20 protein-coding genes are annotated in these 22,099 nt (G+C 66.4%); 10 read left to right on the top strand and 10 right to left on the bottom strand.

Going from position 1 to position 22,099, the window contains the following annotated elements:
* Positions 1–34: 34 nt before the first annotated feature.
* From QX124_RS13785 to QX124_RS13775, 3 genes are read right to left on the bottom strand one after another with little or no spacing between them, the layout of a single operon-like run.
* Positions 35–1,768, bottom strand: a complete 1,734-nt coding sequence (locus QX124_RS13785) for a thiamine pyrophosphate-requiring protein (RefSeq protein ID WP_315738009.1) — start codon at positions 1,766–1,768, stop codon at positions 35–37.
* A complete protein-coding gene (locus tag QX124_RS13780; protein WP_315797438.1) occupies positions 1,765–3,465 on the bottom strand; it encodes an FAD-dependent oxidoreductase in 1,701 nt (566 codons plus the stop codon). Before QX124_RS13780 ends, QX124_RS13785 begins: the two co-directional genes overlap by 4 nt.
* Positions 3,466–3,485: 20 nt before the next feature.
* Positions 3,486–4,859, bottom strand: coding sequence for an MFS transporter (locus QX124_RS13775; protein WP_315779964.1), 1,374 nt, complete (start codon positions 4,857–4,859; stop codon positions 3,486–3,488).
* A 128-nt stretch (positions 4,860–4,987) separates the two neighbouring features.
* Between QX124_RS13775 and QX124_RS13770 the strand changes: the two genes are divergently transcribed.
* Positions 4,988–5,890, top strand: coding sequence for a LysR family transcriptional regulator (locus QX124_RS13770; protein ID WP_315797437.1), 903 nt, complete (start codon positions 4,988–4,990; stop codon positions 5,888–5,890).
* Positions 5,891–5,913: 23 nt separating this feature from the next.
* Here the strand turns inward: QX124_RS13770 and mazG are convergent, their stop codons facing one another.
* On the bottom strand, positions 5,914–6,732 hold the full coding sequence (gene mazG, locus QX124_RS13765; RefSeq protein WP_315797436.1) for a nucleoside triphosphate pyrophosphohydrolase: 819 nt from the start codon (positions 6,730–6,732) through the stop codon (positions 5,914–5,916).
* A gap of 134 nt (positions 6,733–6,866) precedes the next feature.
* Here mazG and queC point away from each other — a divergent pair, with 134 nt between their 5' ends.
* The gene (queC, locus tag QX124_RS13760) at positions 6,867–7,583 is read left to right on the top strand and encodes a 7-cyano-7-deazaguanine synthase QueC (protein WP_315770720.1); all 717 of its coding nucleotides are present in this window, start codon (positions 6,867–6,869) and stop codon (positions 7,581–7,583) included.
* Positions 7,584–7,635: 52 nt separating this feature from the next.
* Here queC and QX124_RS13755 read toward each other — a convergent pair whose 3' ends face one another.
* The 4 genes from QX124_RS13755 to nthA form a co-directional block, all read right to left on the bottom strand.
* A complete protein-coding gene (locus QX124_RS13755) occupies positions 7,636–8,403 on the bottom strand; it encodes a hypothetical protein (protein WP_315797435.1) in 768 nt (255 codons plus the stop codon).
* Positions 8,404–8,590: 187 nt separating this feature from the next.
* Positions 8,591–8,977: a nitrile hydratase accessory protein gene (locus QX124_RS13750; protein ID WP_315770716.1), complete on the bottom strand. Its 387-nt coding sequence runs from the start codon at positions 8,975–8,977 to the stop codon at positions 8,591–8,593.
* Complete coding sequence (gene nthB / locus QX124_RS13745) at positions 8,974–9,636, bottom strand: nitrile hydratase subunit beta (RefSeq protein WP_315797434.1); 663 nt, start codon at positions 9,634–9,636, stop codon at positions 8,974–8,976. The genes QX124_RS13750 and nthB overlap by 4 nt, the downstream gene beginning before the upstream one ends.
* Positions 9,636–10,271 carry a nitrile hydratase subunit alpha gene (nthA, locus tag QX124_RS13740; RefSeq protein ID WP_315738000.1) on the bottom strand — a complete coding sequence of 212 codons (636 nt, stop codon included), beginning with the start codon at positions 10,269–10,271 and terminating at the stop codon, positions 9,636–9,638. Before nthA ends, nthB begins: the two co-directional genes overlap by 1 nt.
* 278 nt (positions 10,272–10,549) lie before the next feature.
* Between nthA and QX124_RS13735 the strand changes: the two genes are divergently transcribed.
* Both QX124_RS13735 and QX124_RS13730 read left to right on the top strand, forming a co-directional pair.
* Entirely contained in the window at positions 10,550–12,010 is a 1,461-nt protein-coding gene (locus QX124_RS13735) for a GH1 family beta-glucosidase (RefSeq protein ID WP_315797433.1), read from the top strand.
* Positions 12,011–12,252: 242 nt separating this feature from the next.
* Complete coding sequence (locus QX124_RS13730) at positions 12,253–13,140, top strand: hypothetical protein (RefSeq protein WP_315797432.1); 888 nt, start codon at positions 12,253–12,255, stop codon at positions 13,138–13,140.
* A 70-nt stretch (positions 13,141–13,210) separates the two neighbouring features.
* Here QX124_RS13730 and QX124_RS13725 read toward each other — a convergent pair whose 3' ends face one another.
* A complete protein-coding gene (locus tag QX124_RS13725; RefSeq protein ID WP_315779945.1) occupies positions 13,211–14,035 on the bottom strand; it encodes a hypothetical protein in 825 nt (274 codons plus the stop codon).
* A 246-nt stretch (positions 14,036–14,281) separates the two neighbouring features.
* Between QX124_RS13725 and QX124_RS13720 the strand changes: the two genes are divergently transcribed.
* From QX124_RS13720 to QX124_RS13695, 6 genes are all read left to right on the top strand, one after another.
* The gene (locus tag QX124_RS13720) at positions 14,282–15,211 is read left to right on the top strand and encodes a DUF2167 domain-containing protein (protein ID WP_315779943.1); all 930 of its coding nucleotides are present in this window, start codon (positions 14,282–14,284) and stop codon (positions 15,209–15,211) included.
* Positions 15,212–15,261: 50 nt separating this feature from the next.
* Positions 15,262–15,999 (top strand): site-2 protease family protein, encoded by a 738-nt coding sequence (locus tag QX124_RS31870; protein WP_409997699.1) that lies wholly within the window; start codon positions 15,262–15,264, stop codon positions 15,997–15,999.
* Between the two features lie 231 nt (positions 16,000–16,230).
* Positions 16,231–17,463 (top strand): ABC transporter substrate-binding protein, encoded by a 1,233-nt coding sequence (locus QX124_RS13710; RefSeq protein ID WP_315737993.1) that lies wholly within the window; start codon positions 16,231–16,233, stop codon positions 17,461–17,463.
* A 76-nt stretch (positions 17,464–17,539) separates the two neighbouring features.
* On the top strand, positions 17,540–18,415 hold the full coding sequence (locus tag QX124_RS13705; RefSeq protein ID WP_315797430.1) for a branched-chain amino acid ABC transporter permease: 876 nt from the start codon (positions 17,540–17,542) through the stop codon (positions 18,413–18,415).
* Positions 18,416–18,417: 2 nt separating this feature from the next.
* Positions 18,418–19,347: a branched-chain amino acid ABC transporter permease gene (locus QX124_RS13700; RefSeq protein WP_315797429.1), complete on the top strand. Its 930-nt coding sequence runs from the start codon at positions 18,418–18,420 to the stop codon at positions 19,345–19,347.
* Positions 19,344–20,813 (top strand): ATP-binding cassette domain-containing protein, encoded by a 1,470-nt coding sequence (locus tag QX124_RS13695; protein WP_315797428.1) that lies wholly within the window; start codon positions 19,344–19,346, stop codon positions 20,811–20,813. The genes QX124_RS13700 and QX124_RS13695 overlap by 4 nt, the downstream gene beginning before the upstream one ends.
* Before the next feature lie 52 nt (positions 20,814–20,865).
* Here the strand turns inward: QX124_RS13695 and QX124_RS13690 are convergent, their stop codons facing one another.
* Positions 20,866–21,762: a hypothetical protein gene (locus QX124_RS13690; RefSeq protein ID WP_409997695.1), complete on the bottom strand. Its 897-nt coding sequence runs from the start codon at positions 21,760–21,762 to the stop codon at positions 20,866–20,868.
* Positions 21,763–22,099: the final 337 nt, after the last annotated feature.

Raw genomic sequence — 22,099 nt, 5'->3', positions numbered from 1 at the left:
AGGATGACATGCATCGCTGCGCCTATCCATCTGGCTACAAGGGCGTGATGTCGACGTGCAGCACGGCGGCTCGGCCGTCACCGAGGGCGGCGAGGCAGCGCTCGATCGCCGCATCGAGCTTGTCGGGATCGTCGACCCGCTCGCCATGGGCGCCGAATGCGCAGGCGATGTCGGCGAGACGACGCTGCTCGCCCTGGCGCCCGGTGCTGAGCCTAGAGAGGAAGGAGTCCGTGCGCTGTGCGGCGCCGTCCGGATAGACGCGCTGCACCGATGCCTTCACCGCCTGCCATCCGTTGTTGTCGAGGATCACGGTCAGGATCGGGAGCTGGCACTGCTGCGATAAGGCGTAGACGGAGTCCGGCGCGGCGAAATGATAGGCGCCGTCGCCGACGATCTGCACCACTCGCGCTGAGGGATTGGCGAGCTTGAGTCCGAGCGCCATGCCGCCGCTGAAGCCGAGGCCGCCGCCGGCCAGGCCCACATAGGTCATCGGCTTGGTGCGGCGAAGCTGCTGTTGCAGGATTGGCGCGTTGCGGACCGCCTCGTTGAGGACGATGTCGTCCTCCGACAGCAGCGCCTGCAACCGCGCAAACAAATAGGCCGGGTTGATCGCTCCGATCCGGCCCTTCTGTGCCGCCGCGGATATCCGTTTCGCCTGCGCGGCCTCGCGTGCCGGCTGCCAGCTCGCGATCCGGTCGCGCACTCTCGTGAGATAGGCGTCGTCGCCACGGGCAACGATGATCTCCAGCACCTGACGAAGAATGACGGCCGAATCGCCCTGAATACGGAGGTCGGTGGCAAATCCCCACATCGGGATGTCCGCCTTCAGGGCGTCGATATCGATCTGGATCCAGCGCAGCCGATCGGCGGCCTTCAGCATCTGCGGAATGAATGGCACGTCGATGTCGATGAGCAGCCCGAGATCGGCGCCGGCGACCAGCGCGGCCGGGTCGGAGCCGGCAAAGCAAGGGGAGTCCTGGCAGATGTTCATCGTGACGGGGTTGAACTCCGCGACACGGATTCCGCAGACCAGCGCCAGCCGCTCCAGCACAGAGACGGCCTCGGCGCTGCGTCCGAGATAAGCGGTCAGCGCGATCGGATTCTCCGCCTTCATCAGCGCGTCCGCGATGGCACGCGCGCGCTCCGGCTCGATCCCTCCCGCCTTGACGCTGCCACGGCGCGCGGGCGGGTAGGCCGGCATCGCCGCCTCGTCCCAGGTCTCGGCGAGGGTCTCGCGCGGCAGCATCATGTAGACCGGGCCGGGCGGATCGCTGTGCATGAACGCGGCAGCGCGGGCGACCGCCTCCTTGACGACGACACCCGACGGCAGCGTGTATTCCCATTTGACATAAGGACGCACGATGCTGCCCTGATCGAAACTCTCCTGCACGAAGTGGACGTAGGTGTCACGTCCTCCCGGCAGCTCGCCATGCATCGCGAACGGAGCCCGCCCTGCAAACAGCAGCACCGGCAGCCGGTAGCGAAAGGCGTTCTGAATCGCCATGCACGCATTCGCCGTGCCGGCATCGACATGGACGAACACGGCCTGGCCGCGGCCGGTCGCGCTCGCATAGCCCATTGCCATGTGCACCGCGACCACCTCGTGGGGACACAGGATCACCTCGGGGTGCCGTCGACCTTCGCTGTCCCAGCGTGCAATCTCCTCGATCAGCGAGACATGATCGGTGCCGAGATTGGCGAAGATGTAATCGATGCCGATCTCGACGAGCGCCTCGAGGAAGTAATGCGCGGTGGTGTGGCGGGTCATGGCGCGATGACGCGGGTCAGGGCGACGACGGCATCGTCACGGCGCATGCTCTGACTTGCCTGTCCACGCAGGCGATCGAACAGGTCGTTGGGCTCGAGCGGTGCGGCCAAGCCGCGCCAGGCAATGTGCGAGTCCGGCCGCAACACGAGCAGGCTGTCCGGGAAGCCATAGCCGGCCTTTGCGCGCTCGACGTCGACGAGCGTCAAGGGAAGGCCCTGGTGGGCCGCGGCGTCGACCAGTGGCATGACATCGACGGCCGGATCGAACCGCACCAGCGTGTAGGCCGGGCCAAGCGCATCCAGCAGCGATCGGCCATCGGCCAGCCAGACGTGCGGCGCGCGTGCGCCGGGCACTGTGGACGCGCTGAAATGGCCCATGCCGTAGGGCGGCGGCGTCTCGCCATCGTATGAGATCGCCGGAGACCGGTCGTAGTAATAGCCGAAATTCAAGCCGGCGCAGCAATATTGCTGCACGTTGAGATCATAGGCGGCCTTGCCGACCTTGCTGCGCGCCGCGTCGCCGACGGGGCCATCGATCTCCACCTCCGCAGGCACGGCGCGTCTCTGGCTCATCACCGCGAGCGCGTGGTTCATCGCGAAGTGCGACACCTGCTCGGTGATCGGCTGCCGCTCCGCTTCGTACGCGTCGAGCAGGGCAGGGGTGGCCCAGCCGTGGAGGACGCCGGCAAGCATCCAGCACAGGTCGACCGCATCGGCGATCCCTGCATTCATGCCGTAGCCGGCATAGGGGATCCACAGATGCGCCGCATCACCGCAGATGAAGGCGCGGCGATCGCGGAAGCGATCCGCCACCAGGCGACGTCCGATCCAGTCCTCCTTGCTGATGATCTCATACTGGAAACGGTCGTCGACACCGAGAATGGTGCGCAGTGCCCAATCGCGATCGACACTGTCGAACTCGAGCTCCTCGGCCGCGAGGTGGTTGTGGATCAGCCAGTTGTCGCGGCCGTCGATGGAGACGGTGGTGCCGCAGCGCCGCGGGTTGAGCGACATCGTCATCCAGGCCGGCTTCTGGGTGATCAGCTCCTTCAGCGCGGGAGCGTGGATGTAGGTCGACTGCACCCGCTGCACGACATCGGTGCCGCTGAGCCGTGAGCCGATGAGCTTGCGCACCGTGGAGCGGCCGCCGTCGCAGCCAATCAGATAGTCGGCTGAGATGGTGATGTCCCGGCCGGCGTCGAGATCGCGCGCCCGCGCGATCACGCCGTTTTCATCCTGGTCGAACCGATCGACCTGGACGCGGTTGAGAATCGTGATGCCGCGCTGCGCCTCTGCGCAAGCGAACAGGATCGGCTCGAGATAGATCTGATTGATGCGATGCGGCGGCTCGGGCGTCGGCCAATCGGTGTCCGGCCCACCGGTTGCCGTGTAGCGGTCCTGGCGGCATGGGATCGGGATGCGCGTCAGCTCGCGGCCGACGACGGCGGTGCGATAGGCGCAGTCGTTTGGAAAATCAGCCGGCAGGCCGCCTTCGCGCACCTCGCGGACGATGCCGAGGCGGCGGAACACCTCCATCGAGCGCGCGGAGACGTGGTTGCATTTCACGTTGGGCGGCTCTCCGGCGCGCCTGATCTCCGCGACCACGACGTCGATGCCGCGCGAGGCGAGATCCATGGCGGCGGTCAGTCCGACCGGGCCGGCGCCCACGATGAGCACCTGGGTTCGTATCGTCTTCATGTCGGTTCTCTTGCTTTGATCTACGCGCGCTCGGGCGTGGAGAGCGCACTGCGTTGCGCATCGTCGGCGCTCGGAAGACTGCCGCGCATGCCGAGGACAGCGAGGCCGAGGATCACCAGCGCCGAGAACAGTTGCGGTACCGCGCTGGCCTGAAACAGCGAGGAGACGTCCCATTTCGCCGCGAGCATCAACCCGCCGATCGTGACGCCGAGGATCGAGCCGAAGCGGCCGATGCCCAGTGCCCAGCCGATGCCGGTGCCGCGGATGTAGGTCGGATAGATGCGCGCCGCATAGGCGTTGCAGCCGATCTGTCCGCCGATCACCGCGACGCCGGCAATGAAGACGGCCGGCACGAGAATCGGCAACGAGGCTCCCGCGATACCGATGGTGATGATCGAGAGGAAGCCGGCAACGTAGGTCGCGAACAGGACGCGATCGAAGCCGAACTTTTCGATCAGCAGGCCGAGCCCGACGGTGCCGAGCATGCCGCCGAGCTGGAAGGCGATGCCGACGGCGATCGCCGCCTGGACGTCGAGCCCGACACCATGTGTGAGCGTCGGCAGCCAGCTGTTGAGGAAATAGATGTCCATCATGTTCATGAAGAACATGACCCACAGCAGCAAGGTCGGCAGCAGACGCCGCTTGGTGAACAGCTGTGGCAGCAGAAAGCCCTTGCCGCTCTCCTCGATGATCGTAAAGCGCGCGTCGGCGGGGAGGCGGTCCGACGGATCGATCCGCGTCAGCAGCGCGCGCACGCGATCATTCTTGCTGTCGTCGAGGGCCAGCAGCGAGAGCGATTCCGGCAGCCAGATAATGAGGACCGGACAGAGGATGAGCGGCAGAATGCCGCCGATGAGAAAGATGATCTGCCAGCCATAGGCGGTGATGAGCTTTGCCGCGACCGCTCCGCCGATCGCCGATCCCAGCGACACCGTCATGAACATCAGCATGATCAACAGAGTCCTGCGACGCTGCGGCGAATATTCGCCGGTCAGAGCGATCGTGTTGGGCAGGACGCCGCCGAGCCCGAGGCCGGTGAGGAACCGAATGATGACGAGGTCGGACACGCTCGTGGCCTGGGTGGTCGCCAGCGATCCAAGCGCGAACACGAGAACCCCGGCGACGACGAGCCATTTGCGCCCGAGATAGTCGGCCAGGGCGCCGAACACCAGCGAGCCGATCATCACGCCGAACAGGGACGCGCCAAACACCGGTCCCAGGGCGCCCGGCGCCAGGTGCAGGTCCTTGCTGAGGGCAGGGGCGACGAAGCCGAGCGCCTGGGCATCGAAGCCGTCGAGCCCGACGACCAGCGCGCACAGGCAGATCACCCTGATCTGGAATCCCGACAGCGGCCGCTCGTCGACGTAGCGCGTGAGATTGATCGCTTGCGTCAAATGTCCCTCCCCATGTGCTTGTTGTTGCCTGGCCGCTTCACCGCAGCCGCCGGCTGTTTGCAAATATGTTGCATGATCAAACTCTTTCGATTAGCCACAAAAATCTCATTCATTCATGAGGAAAGCTAATGCCCCCGACCTTGCGGCAATTGGAGGCCCTGGTCCTGGTGTATCGGCTCGGCAGCATCACCAAGGCGGCCGCCGAGCTGCGCGTCACGCAGTCGGCGATCAGCCTGCTGATCCGGCAGATCGAGGAGAACTTTCAGCTCAAGCTGTTCGATCGCACGACGCGGGCGCTGCACCCGACGGCGGCCTGCCGCGAGGCGATCACCGCGGCGGAACGCATCCTGGCGGGGACGCAGGGGCTGTCGCAGCGGATGCGCGACCTGGCCGAGATCAAGGCCGGCCGAATTTCCATCGCGGTCTCAGCGGGCGTCGCGTCGGCGCTGCTTCCACGCGTGTTTGCGACGTTTCGATCGCGCCATCCCGAGGTGCGCATCGATCTGCGTGATGTCGCGCCCGACGAGCTGCTCGCGATCGTGATGGCCGGGCATGCGGAGTTCGGCCTCGGCAGCGTGGAGGACGAGGGCGTACCGGAGGTCAGGATTGAGACGCTGATGCAAAGTCCGCTCTCGGCGATCGGCATCAAGGACGGCCGGTTCGAGAGGCACCGCCGTCTGACGTGGGACGGCATCATGAGTTCCGACCTGATCACGATGCGTCACGGCACGCGCATCCGCCGCCAGATCGACGAGGCGCTGGCGGAGACCGGGCGGTCGCTGAAGCCTGCCTGGGAAGTGTCGCTGATCACGACCGCGCTGGCGCTCACGGCGGAGGGCGCCGGCATCAGCATCCTGCCCGCGCACATGTTGCCCAAGGCACAATTTCCGACCTTGGCCGCGATCCCGCTGTCGCAGCCGACGATTCATCGGCACGTCTCGCTGCTGAGCCGCGCCGACTTTGGATTGTCGCCGGCCGCCCAGCGCTTCGTCGAGATCGCAAGGGCCGAGCTGTCGCGCAAGGGCGGCTGATCACGACCTCGGAGCCGGGGACGCTACTTCTCCAGCCGCTTCGCCTCGTTCCACAATTCGTCCATCTCGTCGAGCGACGCTTCTTCGAGTGTGCGGCCCTTCGCCGTCAACGCCTGTTCGATGTGCGCGAAACGGCGCTCGAACTTGGCGTTGGTGCCGCGCAATGCGGTCTCCGGATCAACCTCGGCGTGGCGGGCAAGATTGACCAGCGCGAACAGGAGATCGCCGGTCTCTTCGGTCAGCTCGGTCGCATCCTTGTTGTCGAGCGCGGCCTCGATCTCGTCGGCCTCCTCGCGGATCTTCTGCAACACCGCGCGCGGGTCGTTCCAATCGAATCCGACGGTCGCGGCCTTGCGCTGCAGCTCCATGGCGCGAACCAGCGCCGGCTGTCCGGCCTTGATGCCTGATAGCAGCGAGGACTTGCTCGTCTGCGCCTCGGGCGGCCGCCGTGCGGCGCGCTCGGCCTTCTCCTCGGCCTTGATGCGGTCCCAGGTGCCTTTGGTGGGCTGGGTGACGTTGCCGTCCTTGTCCGGGAACACATGCGGATGGCGGCGGACCATCTTCTTCGTGATGCCCTCGACGACGTCGCCGAATGCAAACGCGCCTTGTTCCTCGGCGATGCGGGCGTGATAGACCACCTGCAGCAGGAGATCGCCGAGCTCCTCGCGCAGATCGTCGAGGTCGTCGCGCGTGATCGCGTCCGCCACCTCATAGGCTTCCTCGATGGTGTAGGGCGCGATGGTCCGGAACGTCTGCTCGATATCCCACGGGCAGCCGGTGACCGGCGTGCGCAGCGCCGCCATGATCTCGATCAGGCGTGAGATGTCGCGGGAGGGGATCATGGGCAGGTCCTGACAGCATCGTTCGATCGGGTCCTGTATGCCCCAAGCCGCGCGCGGCTCCCAGCGAAAAGGGCGACTGCACGGGATGCGCCCGGCGGGTTGGCCCGACCCGTCGATGATGCTAAGCGGGGGCCATGAGTGAGCAGGACACGACGGCCCTGGTGCTGTTCTCGGGCGGGCAGGATTCCACGACGTGCCTGGCCTGGGCGCTCGACCGCTTCGCGCGCGTCGAGACGATCGGATTCGCCTACGGCCAGCGCCATGCGATCGAGCTCGCCTGCCGCGACCGGCTGGTCGAGGGCATCGCGCGCCTGCGCCCCGACTGGGCAGCCAAGCTCGGTGACAGCCACACGTTGGACATTCCAACGCTGGCTGCGATCTCCGAGACCGCGCTGACGCGCGACGTCGCGATCGAGATGGGCGCCGACGGCCTGCCCAACACCTTCGTGCCGGGCCGCAACCTGGTGTTCCTGACCTTTGCGGCGGCGCTCGCCTATCGCCGCGGCATCCGCCATATCGTCGGCGGCATGTGCGAGACGGACTATTCGGGCTATCCGGACTGCCGCGACGAGACCATCAAGGCGCTGCAGAATGCGCTGAGCCTGGGCATGGCGCGCGCGTTCGAGCTGCACACGCCGCTGATGTGGCTGTCGAAGGCCGCGACCTGGCAGCTGGCGCATGACCTCGGCGGCGCCGGCCTCGTCGACCTGATCCGCGACCAGTCGCACACCTGCTATCTCGGCGAGCGCGGCGCGCGGCATGACTGGGGTCACGGCTGCGGTCACTGTCCCGCCTGCGAGCTGCGCGCCAAAGGATGGCGCGCGTACATCGCGGCGGGCGGGCCATCCTGAATCGGAAGCGGGGCCCTCGGGCCCCGCGGAGAGTTGCGCGACAGACGAGCGCTCAGGCGGCTTCGTTGTCGGACGGCTCACGCTGGCCGACGATGACGAGATCCGCATCGGCGAGGTCGTGGCCGTCATCGGCCGCATTGGCTGCAGCGGATGCCGCCTGCGCGACGAGGCGCGCGGTGATGTCGTGATTGGCGTCCCTGCCGCTCTTCTCCCAGGCAGGCGCGTTCAGCACCACGATGTCGTCGTCGTGGGCGGCACCGTCGTGATCGGCGGGCACGATCGACGGCGACTTCACTGGGGTGTCGACGATACGCAGGGTGGGGGCCTCGGCTTCGACCGGCTCCGCTGCGGCTGCGGCCGGCTCGTCCTCGGCCATTTCCGCCTGCTCCGGCGCCGGGTCCACGGCCTCTTCGGCGGGGGCATCGGTGTCGGCGCTCGCAGCGCGGGCCACAGCTTCGGCGGGCTGTTCGGCGGCCGCGGCAAGGCTCTCTGTGGCCGGCGCATCATCATGCGGCGCGAGGCCGAGATGCTGCGAGATCTCCTTGATCACGCGGTCGATCGCCACCAGCACGCGATATTCCGGGATCGAGGCCATGTGCTGCTCGAACCGGTTGCGCGCATATTGCAGCGAATCGATCACGTCGGTGGCGATGGAGGAGCCCGACGCCTCGGTGCCGTGCAGGGCTCCCGCAGCCTTCTCGGTCGAGCTCTCGATCAGCAGGAAGGCCTCGTATTGCGGAATCGATTTGAGCTTCTCGTGATAATCCTGACGCACGCCGGCGAGCGTGTCGACGATGGTGGCGAACTCTGGCGCGGGCATTTCGACGTCCCCCTCAACTTCAGCAAAGAAGATGCGCGGGACGCTACGGACGCACTGATGAACGTTCAATTTCGAACGAATACCGCTGTTCGCGGCATGAATAGCCGGCCGTTAAGACCGGACCGTCAAAAGCAGGATCGTCCGCACACCGGGCATTAAGCATCCGCCAGACGCGCGCGCGAAGGGCTCAGCCGACAAAATCCTCGGGCCTGAGCTCGATCGGCTTGCCATGCGGGGTGCGATCGGCCGCGTGATCCCAGGCGTCGCGGTAGCGCGCGAGCGCGCCGGCGGAGGTGACGCCCTTCTCGGCGACGAGCCGCTCGAGCGTCGCGAGCCAGTGCCGGTAATAGGTATCGCCGCAATCGGGATCGCCAGACGCTTGCGCGCGCGAAATCTCCTCGGCGAGCGCAGCCGCCCATTCGGGCCAGGTAAAGAGGCCGCGGGCGTGCAGCGTGACGGCCATCGCGAAGGCGTGGGCTTCCCACGGCTCGCGAAACACGGGCCCGCTGTCGTCGACGGGAATGCCGGGCAGGGCGCGCGTCGCCGCGGCCGCCGCCTCGCGGTCGGGTGTCATCGGGCCGGCTCCAGATAGGGCTCGAAGGCGTCGACCGTGACCTCCAGCAGCGGATCGGGCGCATCGGCCCACAGCTCGGCGCCGCTGAACGACACCGTGTAGAGCCATTGCGGGTCTTCGCCGCTGCCATGGGCGTTGCTGTCCGGAAACACGTGCACGCCTCTGACCGCCTCGACGCGGCCGAGATGGCCGCGCACGTAGCGCGGCAGCCGCGTATGCGTCGTCGGATGGATGTCCTTGGCGCGGACGCGGTCGCCGACCGCGAACAGCGCCGGCTTCGTCGCCGCGCGCTCGGTCGGGCCGCCGCGACGCAAGGTCGGCGCGACGGCATCGGCGGTGAGGATCTTGGTGACGGGCTTGGCCGGATGCAGCACCTTGCCGGCGACGATCTCATCGGCGTCGACCAGATGCCGCTCCTGCATCAGCCGTTCGATGCCCGCGAGCCAGATCTGGTAGTAGCTCATGCCGAGGTAGTCGTCCGGCGGACGGTTCTCGCGCGCGAAGCGCGACATGTCGATGTTCCAGCCGCCGGGCGTCGCCATCGCCAGCGTCATGGCAAAGGCGCGACGCTCCCATTCGGCGTGGAACACCGGCTCGTTCGGCTCGGGGCGGACCGGACCAAAGCCGGCCACGCCGCCCATGTCATGCGCACCATCCATCAGCGGCCAACCTCGTGCGGTTGCTTCGGCAGGCCGGTGCCGATCATGCTGTCGCGCGTGACGAGCGCGGCGAGCTGATCCTCGCTCCAGCCATCGGTCCCGGCGGGGCGGATCGGCAGCACGAAGTAGCGGACCTCGGCCGTCGAATCCCACACCCGAATCTTCGTCGTCGGCGGCAGCTCGAAGCCGAAATCCTTCAGGACGCCGCGCGGATCCTTCACCGCCTTGGCGCGATAGGGCGCCGATTTGTACCAGACCGGCGGCAGGCCGAGCACGGGCCACGGATAGCAGGAGCACAGCGTGCATACGACCATGTTGTGCAGATCCGGCGTGTTCTCGACCGCCACGATGTGCTCGCCCTGGCGGCCGGCATAGCCGAGCTCGCCGATCGCCGGCGTGGCGTCGGCAAGAAGGCGCGCCCGATAGGCCGGATCGCTCCAGGCCCGCGCCACGACCTGCGCGCCGTTGCGGGGACCGACCTTGCTCTCATAGGTCTCGATGAGCACGTCGAGCGCGGCGGGATCGATATACCCCTTCTCGGTCAGGATGCTTTCGAGCGCGCGGACGCGCAGATCGGTCTCGGACAGGTCCGAGTGATCGTGCTGATGGTCGTGATGGTGATCGTGATCCGTCATGACTCAACCATAGGCGTAATCGGGCACCGCTGTCGAGCCGGGGCCACTACGAACCCACGGTGCGAGCCGTCGCGTTTCACTGCCGCCGCAGCCGTGCGGCGGTCACAATGCCGAGCGCGGCGTCATCGGTCATTGACGCGCCGATTCCGGACGCAGATGTGATCGGGGCCGCTCCATTGCCGCCACCTCGGGCTGTTCAAATCGGAGCGCAGATATGGTTCGTAGTGCTTTCGCCGTTCCGATCGGGCACGATAGCAACAGAGGTTTGAGGTTCATCAATGCCGAACGACGTTTCCCGCCGTGATCTTGCGAAGCTGGCCGGGCTGGCCGCCCTCGGGGCGGCCAATGGCCCGGCGCAAGCGGAGGAGGGCGCGGTGAAGGAGGACATCGGGCGGCGGTTTCCCGCCGATTTCGTGTGGGGGACGGCGACGTCGTCGTACCAGATCGAGGGCGGGGCTACGGCCGATGGCCGCGGGCCGTCGATCTGGGACGTGTTCACGCATTTGCAGGGCAACATCGAGGACGGCAGCACTGGCGACGTCGCCTGTGATCACTACAACCGCTACAAGGACGACGTGCGGCTGATCAAGGAGCTCGGCTGCCGGGCCTATCGGTTCTCGATCGCCTGGCCCCGGCTGTTTCCCGACGGCGGGCTGACGCCCAATCCGAAGGGCCTCGACTTCTACAACCGGCTCGTCGACGAGCTCCTGGCGAACGGCATCACGCCGTACGCAACGCTGTATCATTGGGATCTGCCGCAGGCGCTGCAGGACCGTGTCGGCGGCTGGCTCTCGGCCGACACGGCCAAGGCCTTTGCGCATTATGCGGGCTACGTCGCGCAGCATCTCGGCGACCGTGTCAAGACCATCTTCACCATCAACGAATGCGGCCGCTTCGTCCCGTTCGGCTATGGCCTCGGCGTCGACGCGCCCGGGCTGAAGCTGCCGCAGCAGCAGGTCAACCAGGCGCGCCATCACGTGGCGCTGGCGCACGGTCTCGCCGTCCGGGCCATCCGCTCCGGCGGGCGCGCCGGCATGCGCGTCGGCATGGCCGAGAACATCACGGCCTGCCTGCCGGCGATCGACACGCCGGAGAACATCCGCGCCGCCGAGATCGCGACGCGCGAATTGAATGCCGGCTTCCTCAACGTCATCCTCGAGGGGCGCTACACGGAGGGTTTCCTGGCGTGGTCCGGCAAGGATGCGCCGAAATTCACCGCCGACGAACTGAAGATCATTTCGGCGCCGGTCGATTTCGTCGGCCTCAATATCTACGCGCCGCAAGCCTATGTCGTCGCGTCGGACCGCGCGGCCGGATTCGACGTGCTGCCGATGCCGTCCTCGTTCCCGCACATGAGCTCACCCTGGCTGCTGGTCGGTCCGGAGACGGCCTATTGGGTGCCGAAGCTCGCCGCCAAGATCTGGAATCTCCAGACCATCTACATCACCGAGAACGGCACCTCCTCGGACGACAAGCTGACCGCCGATGGCAAGGTCCACGACCTCGACCGCGTGATGTATCTGCGCAACTATCTCGCCCAGCTGCAGCGCGCTACGTCCGAGGGCGTGCCCGTGAAGGGCTACTTCCTGTGGAGCCTGCTGGACAATTTCGAGTGGGTGTTCGGCTACAAGCAGCGCTTCGGCATCTATCACGTCGACTTCGACACCCAGGTGCGCACGCCCAAGCTCAGCGCGTCGTACTACCATCACGTGATCAGCCGCAACGCCGTGAGCGCGTGAAGCGCCGCGACGCCACCCGGGGTCCAGCCGGACGCAGTCCGCGCCATTCAGGCGGCCAATGTGCCGTCGGCATCCGGCGCATTGAGTGTCGGCACGCCGGCCTTCACGCCGCGATTGCAAATTCATGATGCGGAAGTCACACCTTGTGCGACTCTTTTGCGCGCATGCCGTTTTCGTGGCGAAAGCTGGCTGCAGATGACGTAAACCGGCAATCTGCCGGCCCCTCAAGCGAGTTTTCCAGCATGCAAGTTTCCGTTGTTTGTCCGCCAGCCGTCCGCGCCGGCGTTCTGTTCTGCGTCCTCGGAGTGATCGCTGGCTCCAGCGCCTGGGCTCAGGGAGCCGCGAACGATGCGGCCAAGCCCGCCACGGAGCAGTCTGCCGCGCCGACGGCCGACAAGCCCGCAGAGTCCGAGCCGAAACCCGCGGTCGCTGAAACCAGGCCCGCCGAGCAGCCCTCGGATGCCGCCGGCAAGCCTGCGGCCGAGCCTGAGAAGACGGCCGAGAAGCCCGGCGAGCCAGCCGCTGCGGACGCCAAGCCCGTTCAGGCCACAGACAGCGCGAGCCAGCCGCCGGCGGACAAGGCATCGACTGAAAAAACCGCGACGGATGCTGCGGCCGAGAGCAAGCCGGCCGAGGCCAAATCCGAGACCAAGGTCGAACCGAACTCCGGCACCGACGTCGGCCAGAAGCCGGCCGTGACCGAGTCGAAACCGGCAGAGCCCACTCCGGCCGTTCAGCCCGCTGCCGTCGCCAAGGACGCGCCCGCATCGGAGAAGGTCGAGGAGAAGGCCGCCGAGAGCAAGCCCGCGGCGGCGCCGGCCGAGCCCAAGAAATCCGAGCCGCCGGCCGCAGCTTCGCCCGCGGCCACGCCGGAGAAGGCGGCTGCGAAGCAGAACACCGCAACCACGTCAGCCAAGCCCGAACGGCACGGCCAAGCGCATCAACATGCCGAGGACGACGCCAAGCCCGCCAAGCGCGAGCACCGCGCCCGCAAGCCCAAGAGCGAACCGAAGAGCGACATGAAGCGGGAGGCGAAGAGGCGGGGCGTGAACTGCAGGAGCTTCCGCACCTATGACGCGGAGAAGGGCACCTATCGGGGCTACGACGGGCGCGTTCACACCTGCTCGTAAGGACCGATCGGCGAGTGCGCTCATCGGCGGCGGCCAAGACCGCCACCGATCGCCGCTGCCGATCACACCATCAACGCGGCATCGGCGGCTGAATGCCCGAGGTGTTGCGGGTAAAGAGTGTCCCGAACGTCGAGCCCTGCGGCTGCGCCGGCTGCGGACGGGCCATTCCCGTCGTGGTCCGCTGCTGCGGCGTCACGATGATCTGCTGGGGCGGGCCCGGGGGGACCGCAGTGCCGCGTGCCTGCACCGCCTGGTTCGTCATCCGCGACACCAGTCGCATCAGCTGATCCTGGCCGGCCTGCAGTTGCTCGATGGCGCGGGTGTGATCGCGGCTGGCCTGATCCTGCGTCGACTTGATCTGCTCGATGCCCTGCTGCAGCTCGGCGATGTCGCGCGCCATCCTCTGCATCAACGTTCCCGGCTCACGGGCGCCGGTGGTGTCTTCCGCTCCCCTCAGTGAGGCATTCGACATCATGGCATCCTCGCTGCCCTGCTGGACCGACGCCTCATCCTGCGACGCTTCGCTGGCGCCCGGCATCCAGCGGTCCATCAGCGAGGTGCCGGCGTCGCGCTGCGACCAGGCGACGGAGCCACCGACCAGCACGACCAACAGAGCGAGACCAACGGCGTTGCGCCCGCGCAGCTTGCCGAGCGGCGCCTTCATCCGCGCCCAGCGGCCGGCCCCGCTGCCCGTCGCCTCGCTCGTGCTCGCCGCCGCAGCAGCATCCGCCGCCACACCCGGCTTCTCGATCGCCGCGAGCCGCGTATCGATCCGGGTCAGCACCTCGCGCAGCACCCGTCGGTACAGTTGATCGTAGCTTGCCTTCTCGGGCTTCTCCGGGGCGAGGCCGATCTCGCTCTGATCAATCTGTTGCACGTTCTGTGTGGACTGCATTGCTGATCCCCAAACCCCTTAGCCCGCCGCCGACGCCGCTGTTCTCTTTGAATTTTCAAACGTGACTCGACCCGCCGCTTTGGCCGAAAGCAAGACAGCGTCGTGACGAGGAGGGGGCCTTTTCGGACCATCTCTCCCTCGCTGCAGCGCCAGCAGATCGCTTCGAGAGGCCTGAATCCGCCTTTGGTTGCGCACCGCCGAGCCTTCGAGGTACTATCCGACCGATGTTTTTGGGGATTGGGGCCGGTGCAAAGCTTGATTGTCATTGCGCGCGCAGTGGTGTGCGCAGCGTTCGTAGTCCTTGCCGCTCACGTGCAGGCCGCGCCAGCGGATGAGGCCACGCGCAAGGCTGAATTGATGGCGGCCTGGCAGGCGGCGAGCCAGGCGGGCAGCGACGGACCAAGCGACATCGTGCTGATCGATCAGGGCACGCTGAAGCTGCCGGCCGACTACTTCTACGTGCCGAAGAGCGAAGGCCTGCGGGTCCTACGCGCGCTCGGCAACGTCGTCAACGACGCGACCTTCGTCGGGCTGGTCGTCGGCAGACGCCAGAACGACGATTGGATGGTGGTCATCAAGCACATCAAGGACGGCTACATCAAAGACGACGACGCCAAGAACTGGAACGCGGACGATCTGCTGAGCAACCTTCGCGCCGGCGCCGAGGAGGCGAACAAGGACCGTGCGGCGCGCGGATTTCCGGAAATGGCCGTCGTCGGCTGGGTCGAGCCGCCGGCCTACGATGCCACGACGCATCGTCTCGTCTGGTCGCTGCTCGCGAAGGAGAAGGGCCAGCCCGACGATGCGCCGAAGAACGTCAACTACAACACCTACGCGCTCGGGCGTGACGGCTATTTCAGCCTGAACCTCCTGTCCGGCTCGGAGCGGATCGCGGGGGACAAGGCGGTGGCGCACGAACTGCTGTCCGATCTCTCCTACAATGCCGGCAAGCGCTATGAGGATTTCAGCGCGAGCACGGATCGGATCGCCGAATATGGATTGCTTGCGCTGGTCGGCGGCGTTGCCGCGAAGAAGCTCGGGCTGCTGGCGCTGGCCGGTGCGTTCGTCCTGAAGTTCGCCAAGATCATCATCTTCGCCGTCGTCGGCGCCGCGGCTGCGGTCATGAACTTCTTGCGCCGCAAGCGGCGCGGCGACAACGCGGGCGGGCCGGCGTGAAGGCTCTCCTGCTGATCCTGTTCTCCGGCCTGAAATGGGGGAAGCTCGCCATGAGCGGCGGCACGATGCTGCTGTCGCTGGTCGTCTATGCCGGCATCTGGGGCTGGCGCTATGCGGCCGGCTTCATTGCGCTCCTGTTTGCCCATGAGATGGGACACTATATCGCCGCACGCCAGCGCGGCCTCGACGTCGGGGCTCCCGCCTTCATCCCGTTCGTTGGCGCTTGGATCGCGCTCAAGGAGCAGCCGGTCGACGTCGAGACGGAGGCCTATGTGGCACTCGCCGGTCCGCTGGTCGGGACCGCCGCCGCGCTTTGCGGTCTATCTGTGGGCGCGATCGGACGACAGCAATCTGCTGCTTGCGATCGCCTATTCCGGTCTGTTCCTCAACCTGTTCAACCTGCTGCCGATCTCGCCGCTGGACGGCGGCCGCGTCACCAGCGTGCTGAGTCCGCGCATCTGGCTGCTTGGCGTTCCCATGCTGCTGACTTTGATGCTCTATCGGCCGAGCCCGATGCTGATCATCATCGCCATCCTCGCAGCCCCGCAACTGATGAAGGCCTGGCGCTACGATCCCGGCGCGCCCGAGAACGTCGCCTATTACGGCACGACGCTGCAGACGAAGCTCGAATATGCCGGGACTTATCTGGCGCTGGCGGCGCTTCTCGCCGTCATGACCTACGACGTGCACGAGATGCTTGGGCACTTGCGTCAGCTTGGCTGAGTGCTGTTGAGGTCGCCGCTTCAGTTGAGAAGCTTCATGTAGGTCAAGGCGCCGCCTCGTCGTGAGGACATGGGCCTTCCTCAGCTTGGGAATATTCGCTGCTGCAATGCAGCGGACATTTGGGCGCGGCAGCAGGAACCAAGTCGTCTTGTAAGACATACAGTGAGCCATGAGCGGCGCGCGCTGTCACAATGCGCTGAGCGCAGAGCACGTCTCGGGATGTTCCCTTGCTCACTGGCATATCGGAGACCAAAGTTGAGCCTGCCCGTGAGAGGCATAAGGATTCGGGAGGTTTCATGATTTCGCTCAAGTCCATCTTGCTTGCGAGCTGCGCAACTGCGCTCGTCTCCTCGGCCGCCTGGGCCGCAGACCCGATCAGGATCGGCGTCATCTCCGAAGCGCAGGCCGTCGCCGGCTCGTCGATCGCACCCGCAGCGCAATTGGCCGCCGAGGAGATCAACGCCAAGGGCGGCGTCGACGGGCGCAAGATCGAGATCGTCGTCTACGACAATCATTCCTCCTCGGCGGAATCGGTGCGTGCCTTCCAGCGCGCCGTCAGCGAGGACAAGGTCAACGCGGTCATCGCGAGCTACATCTCAGAGGTCGTGCTGGCGCTGGAGCCCTGGGCAGGGCGCCTCAAGACGCTGATGATCACGCCTGGTGCCGCTTCCGACGTCATCACCCAGAACATCGCCAAGAACTACGACCAGCTCAAATACACCTTCCACGGCTATCTGACATCGACCTCGTTGGCCGGCCTCGTCTGCGACGCGGCCAAGGATCTGCTGGTCGAGCCCTATAAGATGAAGACCGCGGTGATCATGAGCGAGGATGCGGCGTGGACGACGCCGCTCGACGCCGGCTACGAGAAGTGCCTGCCGGAGATCGGGCTCAAGGTCGTCGACCATATCCGCATGTCGCCTGATACCACGGACTTCACGCCGATCTTCAACAAGATCGAAGCCCTGAAGCCGGACGTCATGATCACCGGCATCTCACATGTCGGCACCCAGCCAACGGTGCAGTGGAAGAGCCAGCAGGTGCCGATTCCGATGTTCGGCATCTCCTCGCAGGCGACCAACTCGACCTTCTGGAAGGACACCAACGGCGCCGTCGAGGGCGTCATGTACAATGCCGTGTCGGGACCGGGCGTCGCGGTGACGCCGAAGACGCTGCCGTTCGTGGAGGCCTATCAGAAGAAGTTCGGAAACTTCCCGTCCTATGCCGGCTACACCTCCTATGACGACGTCTACATGATCGCGGATGCGATCCATCGGGCCGGCGGCACCGATCCCGACAAGATGGTCGAGGCGATGGAAGCGACCGACTATGTCGGCACGATCGGCCGCGTCGCCTTCAAGCCGAAGGGCGACCCGAACCCGCACGCACTGCGGACCGGAAAGGGCTACATCACCGGGCTGATGCTGCAGTGGCAGAATGGCAAGCAGGTCAACGTCTGGCCCAAGGAGCTCGCCGCCGGCACCGCCACCTGGCCGTCCTTCATCAAGCTCAAGGCGGCCAGCAACTGACGCATCGCGGGGCCGCTCCTTCAAGGGGCGGCCCATTTTCTTGGTGCCTCAGTCTGACGTTGCAGGTCGATTTTCAATGCTTTTCTGGCAGATCTTGATTGATGGCTTCGCCATCAGCGCGCTGTATGCACTCGGCGCGACCGGCTTCACGCTCATCTTCGGCGTCTCGGGCGTGCTCAACCTCTCGCACGGCGCCATCATGGTCGGCGCCGCGGTCGCAGCCTGGGCTGCTGCCAGCGAATTCGGCGTCGGCCCATACACCGGCGCGCTGATCGGCATCTTCGCCGGCTTCATATTGGCCTTCGCCACCTACTTCATCGCCGTCAGGCCGATCCAGCGCTCCAGGGTGATCGCGGAATCGGAGAAGGAGATCTTCATCCTGACGGCGACGCTGCTCTGGGGCATCATCATCCAGGAAGCGATCGCGTATCTCTTCACCAACAATGCCAAGACGGTCCTGCCGATCGTGGAGGGCGTGACCACCGTGTTCGGCGTGCGTACGCCGCGCAACGAATACTTCACCGCCGTGATCTGCTGGGTCGCGATCGGGCTGTTGTGGTTCCTGGTCAACCGCACCCGGCGGGGCAAGGCGGTCATGGCCGCGTCGATGAATCCGCGCGGCGTCACCTTGCTGGGTATCGAGCTGTCGTCGGTCTACCTCACCGTCTGGGCCATCTACGGGCTGCTGGCAGGCGTCGCGGGCATCCTGCTCGGCATGTTCCTGGGCGTCAGCTCCTACAGCGTCGGACCGCTGACGGCGAGCGCGTTCTCGATCGTGGTGCTCGGCGGCCTCGGCAGCGTGTCCGGCTCGCTGATCGCGGCCTATGTCGTCGGCTATCTCGAGACCGGCACGGCCTATCTGATCTCGCCGGCCTACCGGACGATCCCGGCGCTGCTGCTGCTCGTCGTCGTCATGTATCTGCGCCCGCAAGGGCTGTTCGGACGGAGGTGAGCATGCCGGCATTCGTTTCGTCCCGGCTGTTCTGGATCGGGCTCTTGACCGTCATCGTGGCGCTCGTGCTGCCGACCTATGTCTCCGGCTACGTCCTCGGGCTGCTGACGGTGGCGTACTATACGGCCGTCTTCGCCATGTCCTGGGATCTGCTGTTCGGATTCGCCGGCGAGGTCAATTTCGGCCCGACCTTCCTGATTGGCGTCGGCGCCTACACGGCCGGCATTCTCGACGCGCATTTCTCACCGGGTCTGTCGGTGTGGCTGTGCATCGCCGCCGGCGCGCTGGCGGCCGTGGTTGGCGGCGTCGTCCTGGCCCTTCCGGCCTTACGCGTCAGCGGACCCTATTTCGGCCTCACGACGCTCGTGGCCGTGCTCATGCTGCAGAACTTCATCGTCGTCGCGGCCGGGCTGACCGGCGGCGAGATCGGTCTCGCCGTTCCCGACGTCATCTCGATCGACGCCAAGACCAACTACTGGATCGCACTCGGCTTCATGCTGGTCAGCGGCGCCATCCTCTTTGGCCTGTCGCGCAGCGCGATCGGGCTGATCCTGCAGGCGAGCGGGCAGGACAAGATCCAGGCCGGCGCGCTCGGCTTCAACGTCACCAAGCACAAGCTCGCCGCCTTCGTCGTCAGCGCGTTCTTCTCCGGGCTCGCCGGCGCGCTGATGGTGTTCTACATGGGCACGGCGTCGGTCTCGACCTTCGTCGACGTCGGCGTCGGCGTGCAGATCATCATTGCCGCCGTGCTCGGCGGCCGCCGTACCGTCATCGGCGCCGCGATCGGCGCGATCTTCCTGATCGGCATGGGCGAGCTGCTGCGGCCACTCGGCGAGCTCGCGACCCTGCTCGTCTCGGTCATCGCACTCGTGGTGATCCTGTTCTTCCCCGATGGCTTCCTCGGCATGATCAGGGGAGGGGCCAAGGCATGAGCAGCGCTCCGATGCTGGAGGTCAGCGGCCTCACCAAGCGGTTCGGCGGCCTTGTCGCAGTCAAGGACCTGAGCTTCTCGATCCGGCCCGGCGAGATTCTCGGCCTGATCGGGCCGAACGGCTCCGGCAAGTCGACCGCGATGAAGTGCGTCATGGGCGTCGAGCGGCCAACGGCCGGCTCGGTCAGGCTCGACGGTGTCGAGATTGCGGGGCTGCCGTCGCATCGGATCGCGCGCATGGGCGTGGGCCTGGTGTTTCAGCATTCGCGGCCGCTGGCGCGCCAGACGGTGCTGGAGAACATCAAGGTCGCGCTGCTGCCGGACAAGCTGACGCGGCTGTTCGCCGACAAGGACGTCGACAGCAGGGCGCGCGCCATCGCCGAGCGCGTCGGACTGGGCGGCGTGATCGAGCGCCGGCCGCCGACGCTCGCTTTCGCCGATCTGCGCCGGCTCGAGCTCGCCAAGGCCGTGGCGCGCAGCCCGAAGCTCGTGCTGGTCGACGAGCCCTTCGCCGGTCTGACTGCTTCGGAGGTTGCCGACTTCTCCAACCTGATCCGTGAATTTCGCGACGAAGGCCACGCGGTGCTGCTGGTCGACCACAACGTCAAGAGCGTATCGGCGCTGGTCGACCGCGTGCTCGCGATGTATCTCGGCGAGAGGATCGCCGAGGGCAGGGCGACCGACGTCATGCAGGACGAGACCGTGCGCCGGGTCTATCTCGGTGGCGCCCTGGTCTCGACCGCGCGGCCCGAGGCGAGCTTCAGGGACGTCACGCCGGCGCTGCAGGTCGATCAGGTCGGCGTGCTCTATGGCAAGGCGCAGGCGCTGCAGGACGTCTCGCTGCACGTCCACGAGGGCGAGTTCGTCTCGGTCGTCGGCCTCAACGGTGCCGGCAAGACGACGCTGTTCAACGCGATCTCTGGCCTGGTGCCGTATTCGGGCGAGGTGAAGTGGGCAGGGCGCAGCCTTGCCGGCGGCACGGCGGCGCAAATCGCGCGATCCGGCATCGTGCAGTGTCCGGAAACGCGCGAATTGTTCGGCGACATGAGCGTGCGCGAAAATCTCGAGCTCGGCGGCAATGCGCTGCCCGACACCGAGCGTGCCGAGCGGCTCGAATGGCTGTTCGGGCTGTTTCCGATCCTCAAGTCGAGGCAGCCGCAGCTGGCGCGCACGCTGTCCGGCGGCGAGCAGCAGATGCTGGCGATCGCGCGCGCGCTGATGATGAAGCCGAAGCTCCTGATCCTCGACGAGCCGACGCTCGGACTTGCGCCGGTCATCCTGGAGACCTTGTCGAAGGCGCTCGATCGACTGCGCGAGACCACCAAGATCACGGTGCTGCTCGGCGAACAGAACGTCACCTTCGCGCTCCCGCACGCCGACCGCGTCTACGTGCTGGATCATGCCAAGATCGTCTGGGAAGGTCCGCCTGAACGCTTCGAGGCGGAGGCTGCGGCGAACTATCTCTGAGGGACAGGAGCAGGGGTGCCCAGCTCCCTGCCCGGATCTCATGAGTTCGGAGCTACGGGAAACGGGGCGGGCGCGCCTGGGGCGGCCGGGGCGCGAGGCGCGCCGCGGCGCCGACGGTCGTCGGCTCGGTCTTCGCTGCGCGGAACGCGCGCGCGAGCTGGTCCTGGCTCGCCTGCAGCTGTTCGATCGCCCTGGCGTGATCGCGGTTGGCCTGCTCCTGGCTGGCCTTGAGCTCCTGAAACCCGCTCTGCAGTTCGGCGACATCATGCGCGATCTTCTCGATCAGCGGCGCGACGTCCCGGTCGGGAGCGGGCGGCATGTCATGCTCCGGCGTTGCCTCCGCCATCGCGGAGGATGGATCGCTGGAGCGCGTTGATACTGATGCTGATGATGTCTCGGGTGTCGGCGAAACGGATGGTGATGGCGAGGAAGGGGCCGTCTCGGCCGCGCTCGATCCGCTCGCCGCCGTCTCCGGTGACCCGGCCGGATTCGCCGTCTGAGCGTTCTCACGCCGGATGGATTGAACCGCCGCTTCGATCCGGTCGGTGACGGAGGTGATGGTCTCGGTATGGTCCCGCGCCAGGGTGACGGCAGCGCCGACGAGCCCGGCTGACGCTATCAGCGTGATCATCGCCCGCAATACGGGCCGGCGCCGGGCCGGAGGAGGCGTTTCCACGGGCTCGCTGCCTGCAGCGGGGTCGGCAGCCTCGACTGCATCAGCGGCGGCCTGGGCCTCGATGGCGGCGATCCGCTGGTCGATACGTGCGCGCACCTCGGCCAGCACCCGCTGATAGATCTCCTCGCAGATATCGTCGTCGGGCGGCAGCGCGACATCACCCGGATCAACTTCCTTCGGCGTCGACTGAACTGGCATGTCTTCGGGTCCCATTCGCGATACGCCCGTGCCCAATCCTGAAGGATGCGCTTTTGACCTCTGGGCTTTGACCAAACGAAGACTGCGGGGTGACAAGGCGGGGGCGATTTCGCACAGGCGCCGACGTGCGCTGGGCGGGCCGTTGTGCGGCTTCTCACGTCAGGAGCCACCCATAGCCAATTCGCATAAGGTATATTATGGAATATTTATATGATTAGGGAATTCATAGACTTGCGGCCAACACCTCAAACTCTGCCGTAGCACCGAGCCTGCAGCCCGCGTCGCGAGCACGACCATCGCCGCTCGCCATTGGCGCCTGAAACCCGCGCCAAGGCGCCCGCAGCGAACGCCGCATATTGCTGCTGCGGCTCATCGCTGCAATAAGCGCTGATGACGCTGCTGACGTCGCGGG

This window comes from Bradyrhizobium sp. SZCCHNRI3043 (genome assembly GCF_032377735.1).
Taxonomy (GTDB): domain Bacteria; phylum Pseudomonadota; class Alphaproteobacteria; order Rhizobiales; family Xanthobacteraceae; genus Bradyrhizobium.
This window is presented reverse-complemented; position numbering and strand designations above follow the sequence as displayed.

Bases quoted from the DNA above. Each gene is read 5' to 3' on its own strand.
- QX124_RS13750 (WP_315770716.1), bottom strand. From the start codon at position 8,977: ATGACACCCGACCGCGAGGCGGCGGCCGCGGCGACGCGCGCCCTGCCC.
- QX124_RS13700 (WP_315797429.1), top strand. From the start codon at position 18,418: ATGCCGGCATTCGTTTCGTCCCGGCTGTTCTGGATCGGGCTCTTGACC.
- nthB (WP_315797434.1), bottom strand. From the start codon at position 9,636: ATGGATGGTGCGCATGACATGGGCGGCGTGGCCGGCTTTGGTCCGGTC.
- nthA (WP_315738000.1), bottom strand. From the start codon at position 10,271: ATGACGGATCACGATCACCATCACGACCATCAGCACGATCACTCGGAC.
- QX124_RS13725 (WP_315779945.1), bottom strand. From the start codon at position 14,035: ATGCAGTCCACACAGAACGTGCAACAGATTGATCAGAGCGAGATCGGC.
- QX124_RS13770 (WP_315797437.1), top strand. From the start codon at position 4,988: ATGCCCCCGACCTTGCGGCAATTGGAGGCCCTGGTCCTGGTGTATCGG.
- QX124_RS31870 (WP_409997699.1), top strand. From the start codon at position 15,262: ATGAGCGGCGGCACGATGCTGCTGTCGCTGGTCGTCTATGCCGGCATC.
- QX124_RS13785 (WP_315738009.1), bottom strand. From the start codon at position 1,768: ATGACCCGCCACACCACCGCGCATTACTTCCTCGAGGCGCTCGTCGAG.
- QX124_RS13755 (WP_315797435.1), bottom strand. From the start codon at position 8,403: ATGCCCGCGCCAGAGTTCGCCACCATCGTCGACACGCTCGCCGGCGTG.
- QX124_RS13695 (WP_315797428.1), top strand. From the start codon at position 19,344: ATGAGCAGCGCTCCGATGCTGGAGGTCAGCGGCCTCACCAAGCGGTTC.
- QX124_RS13705 (WP_315797430.1), top strand. From the start codon at position 17,540: ATGCTTTTCTGGCAGATCTTGATTGATGGCTTCGCCATCAGCGCGCTG.
- queC (WP_315770720.1), top strand. From the start codon at position 6,867: ATGAGTGAGCAGGACACGACGGCCCTGGTGCTGTTCTCGGGCGGGCAG.
- QX124_RS13710 (WP_315737993.1), top strand. From the start codon at position 16,231: ATGATTTCGCTCAAGTCCATCTTGCTTGCGAGCTGCGCAACTGCGCTC.
- QX124_RS13735 (WP_315797433.1), top strand. From the start codon at position 10,550: ATGCCGAACGACGTTTCCCGCCGTGATCTTGCGAAGCTGGCCGGGCTG.
- QX124_RS13780 (WP_315797438.1), bottom strand. From the start codon at position 3,465: ATGAAGACGATACGAACCCAGGTGCTCATCGTGGGCGCCGGCCCGGTC.
- mazG (WP_315797436.1), bottom strand. From the start codon at position 6,732: ATGATCCCCTCCCGCGACATCTCACGCCTGATCGAGATCATGGCGGCG.
- QX124_RS13730 (WP_315797432.1), top strand. From the start codon at position 12,253: ATGCAAGTTTCCGTTGTTTGTCCGCCAGCCGTCCGCGCCGGCGTTCTG.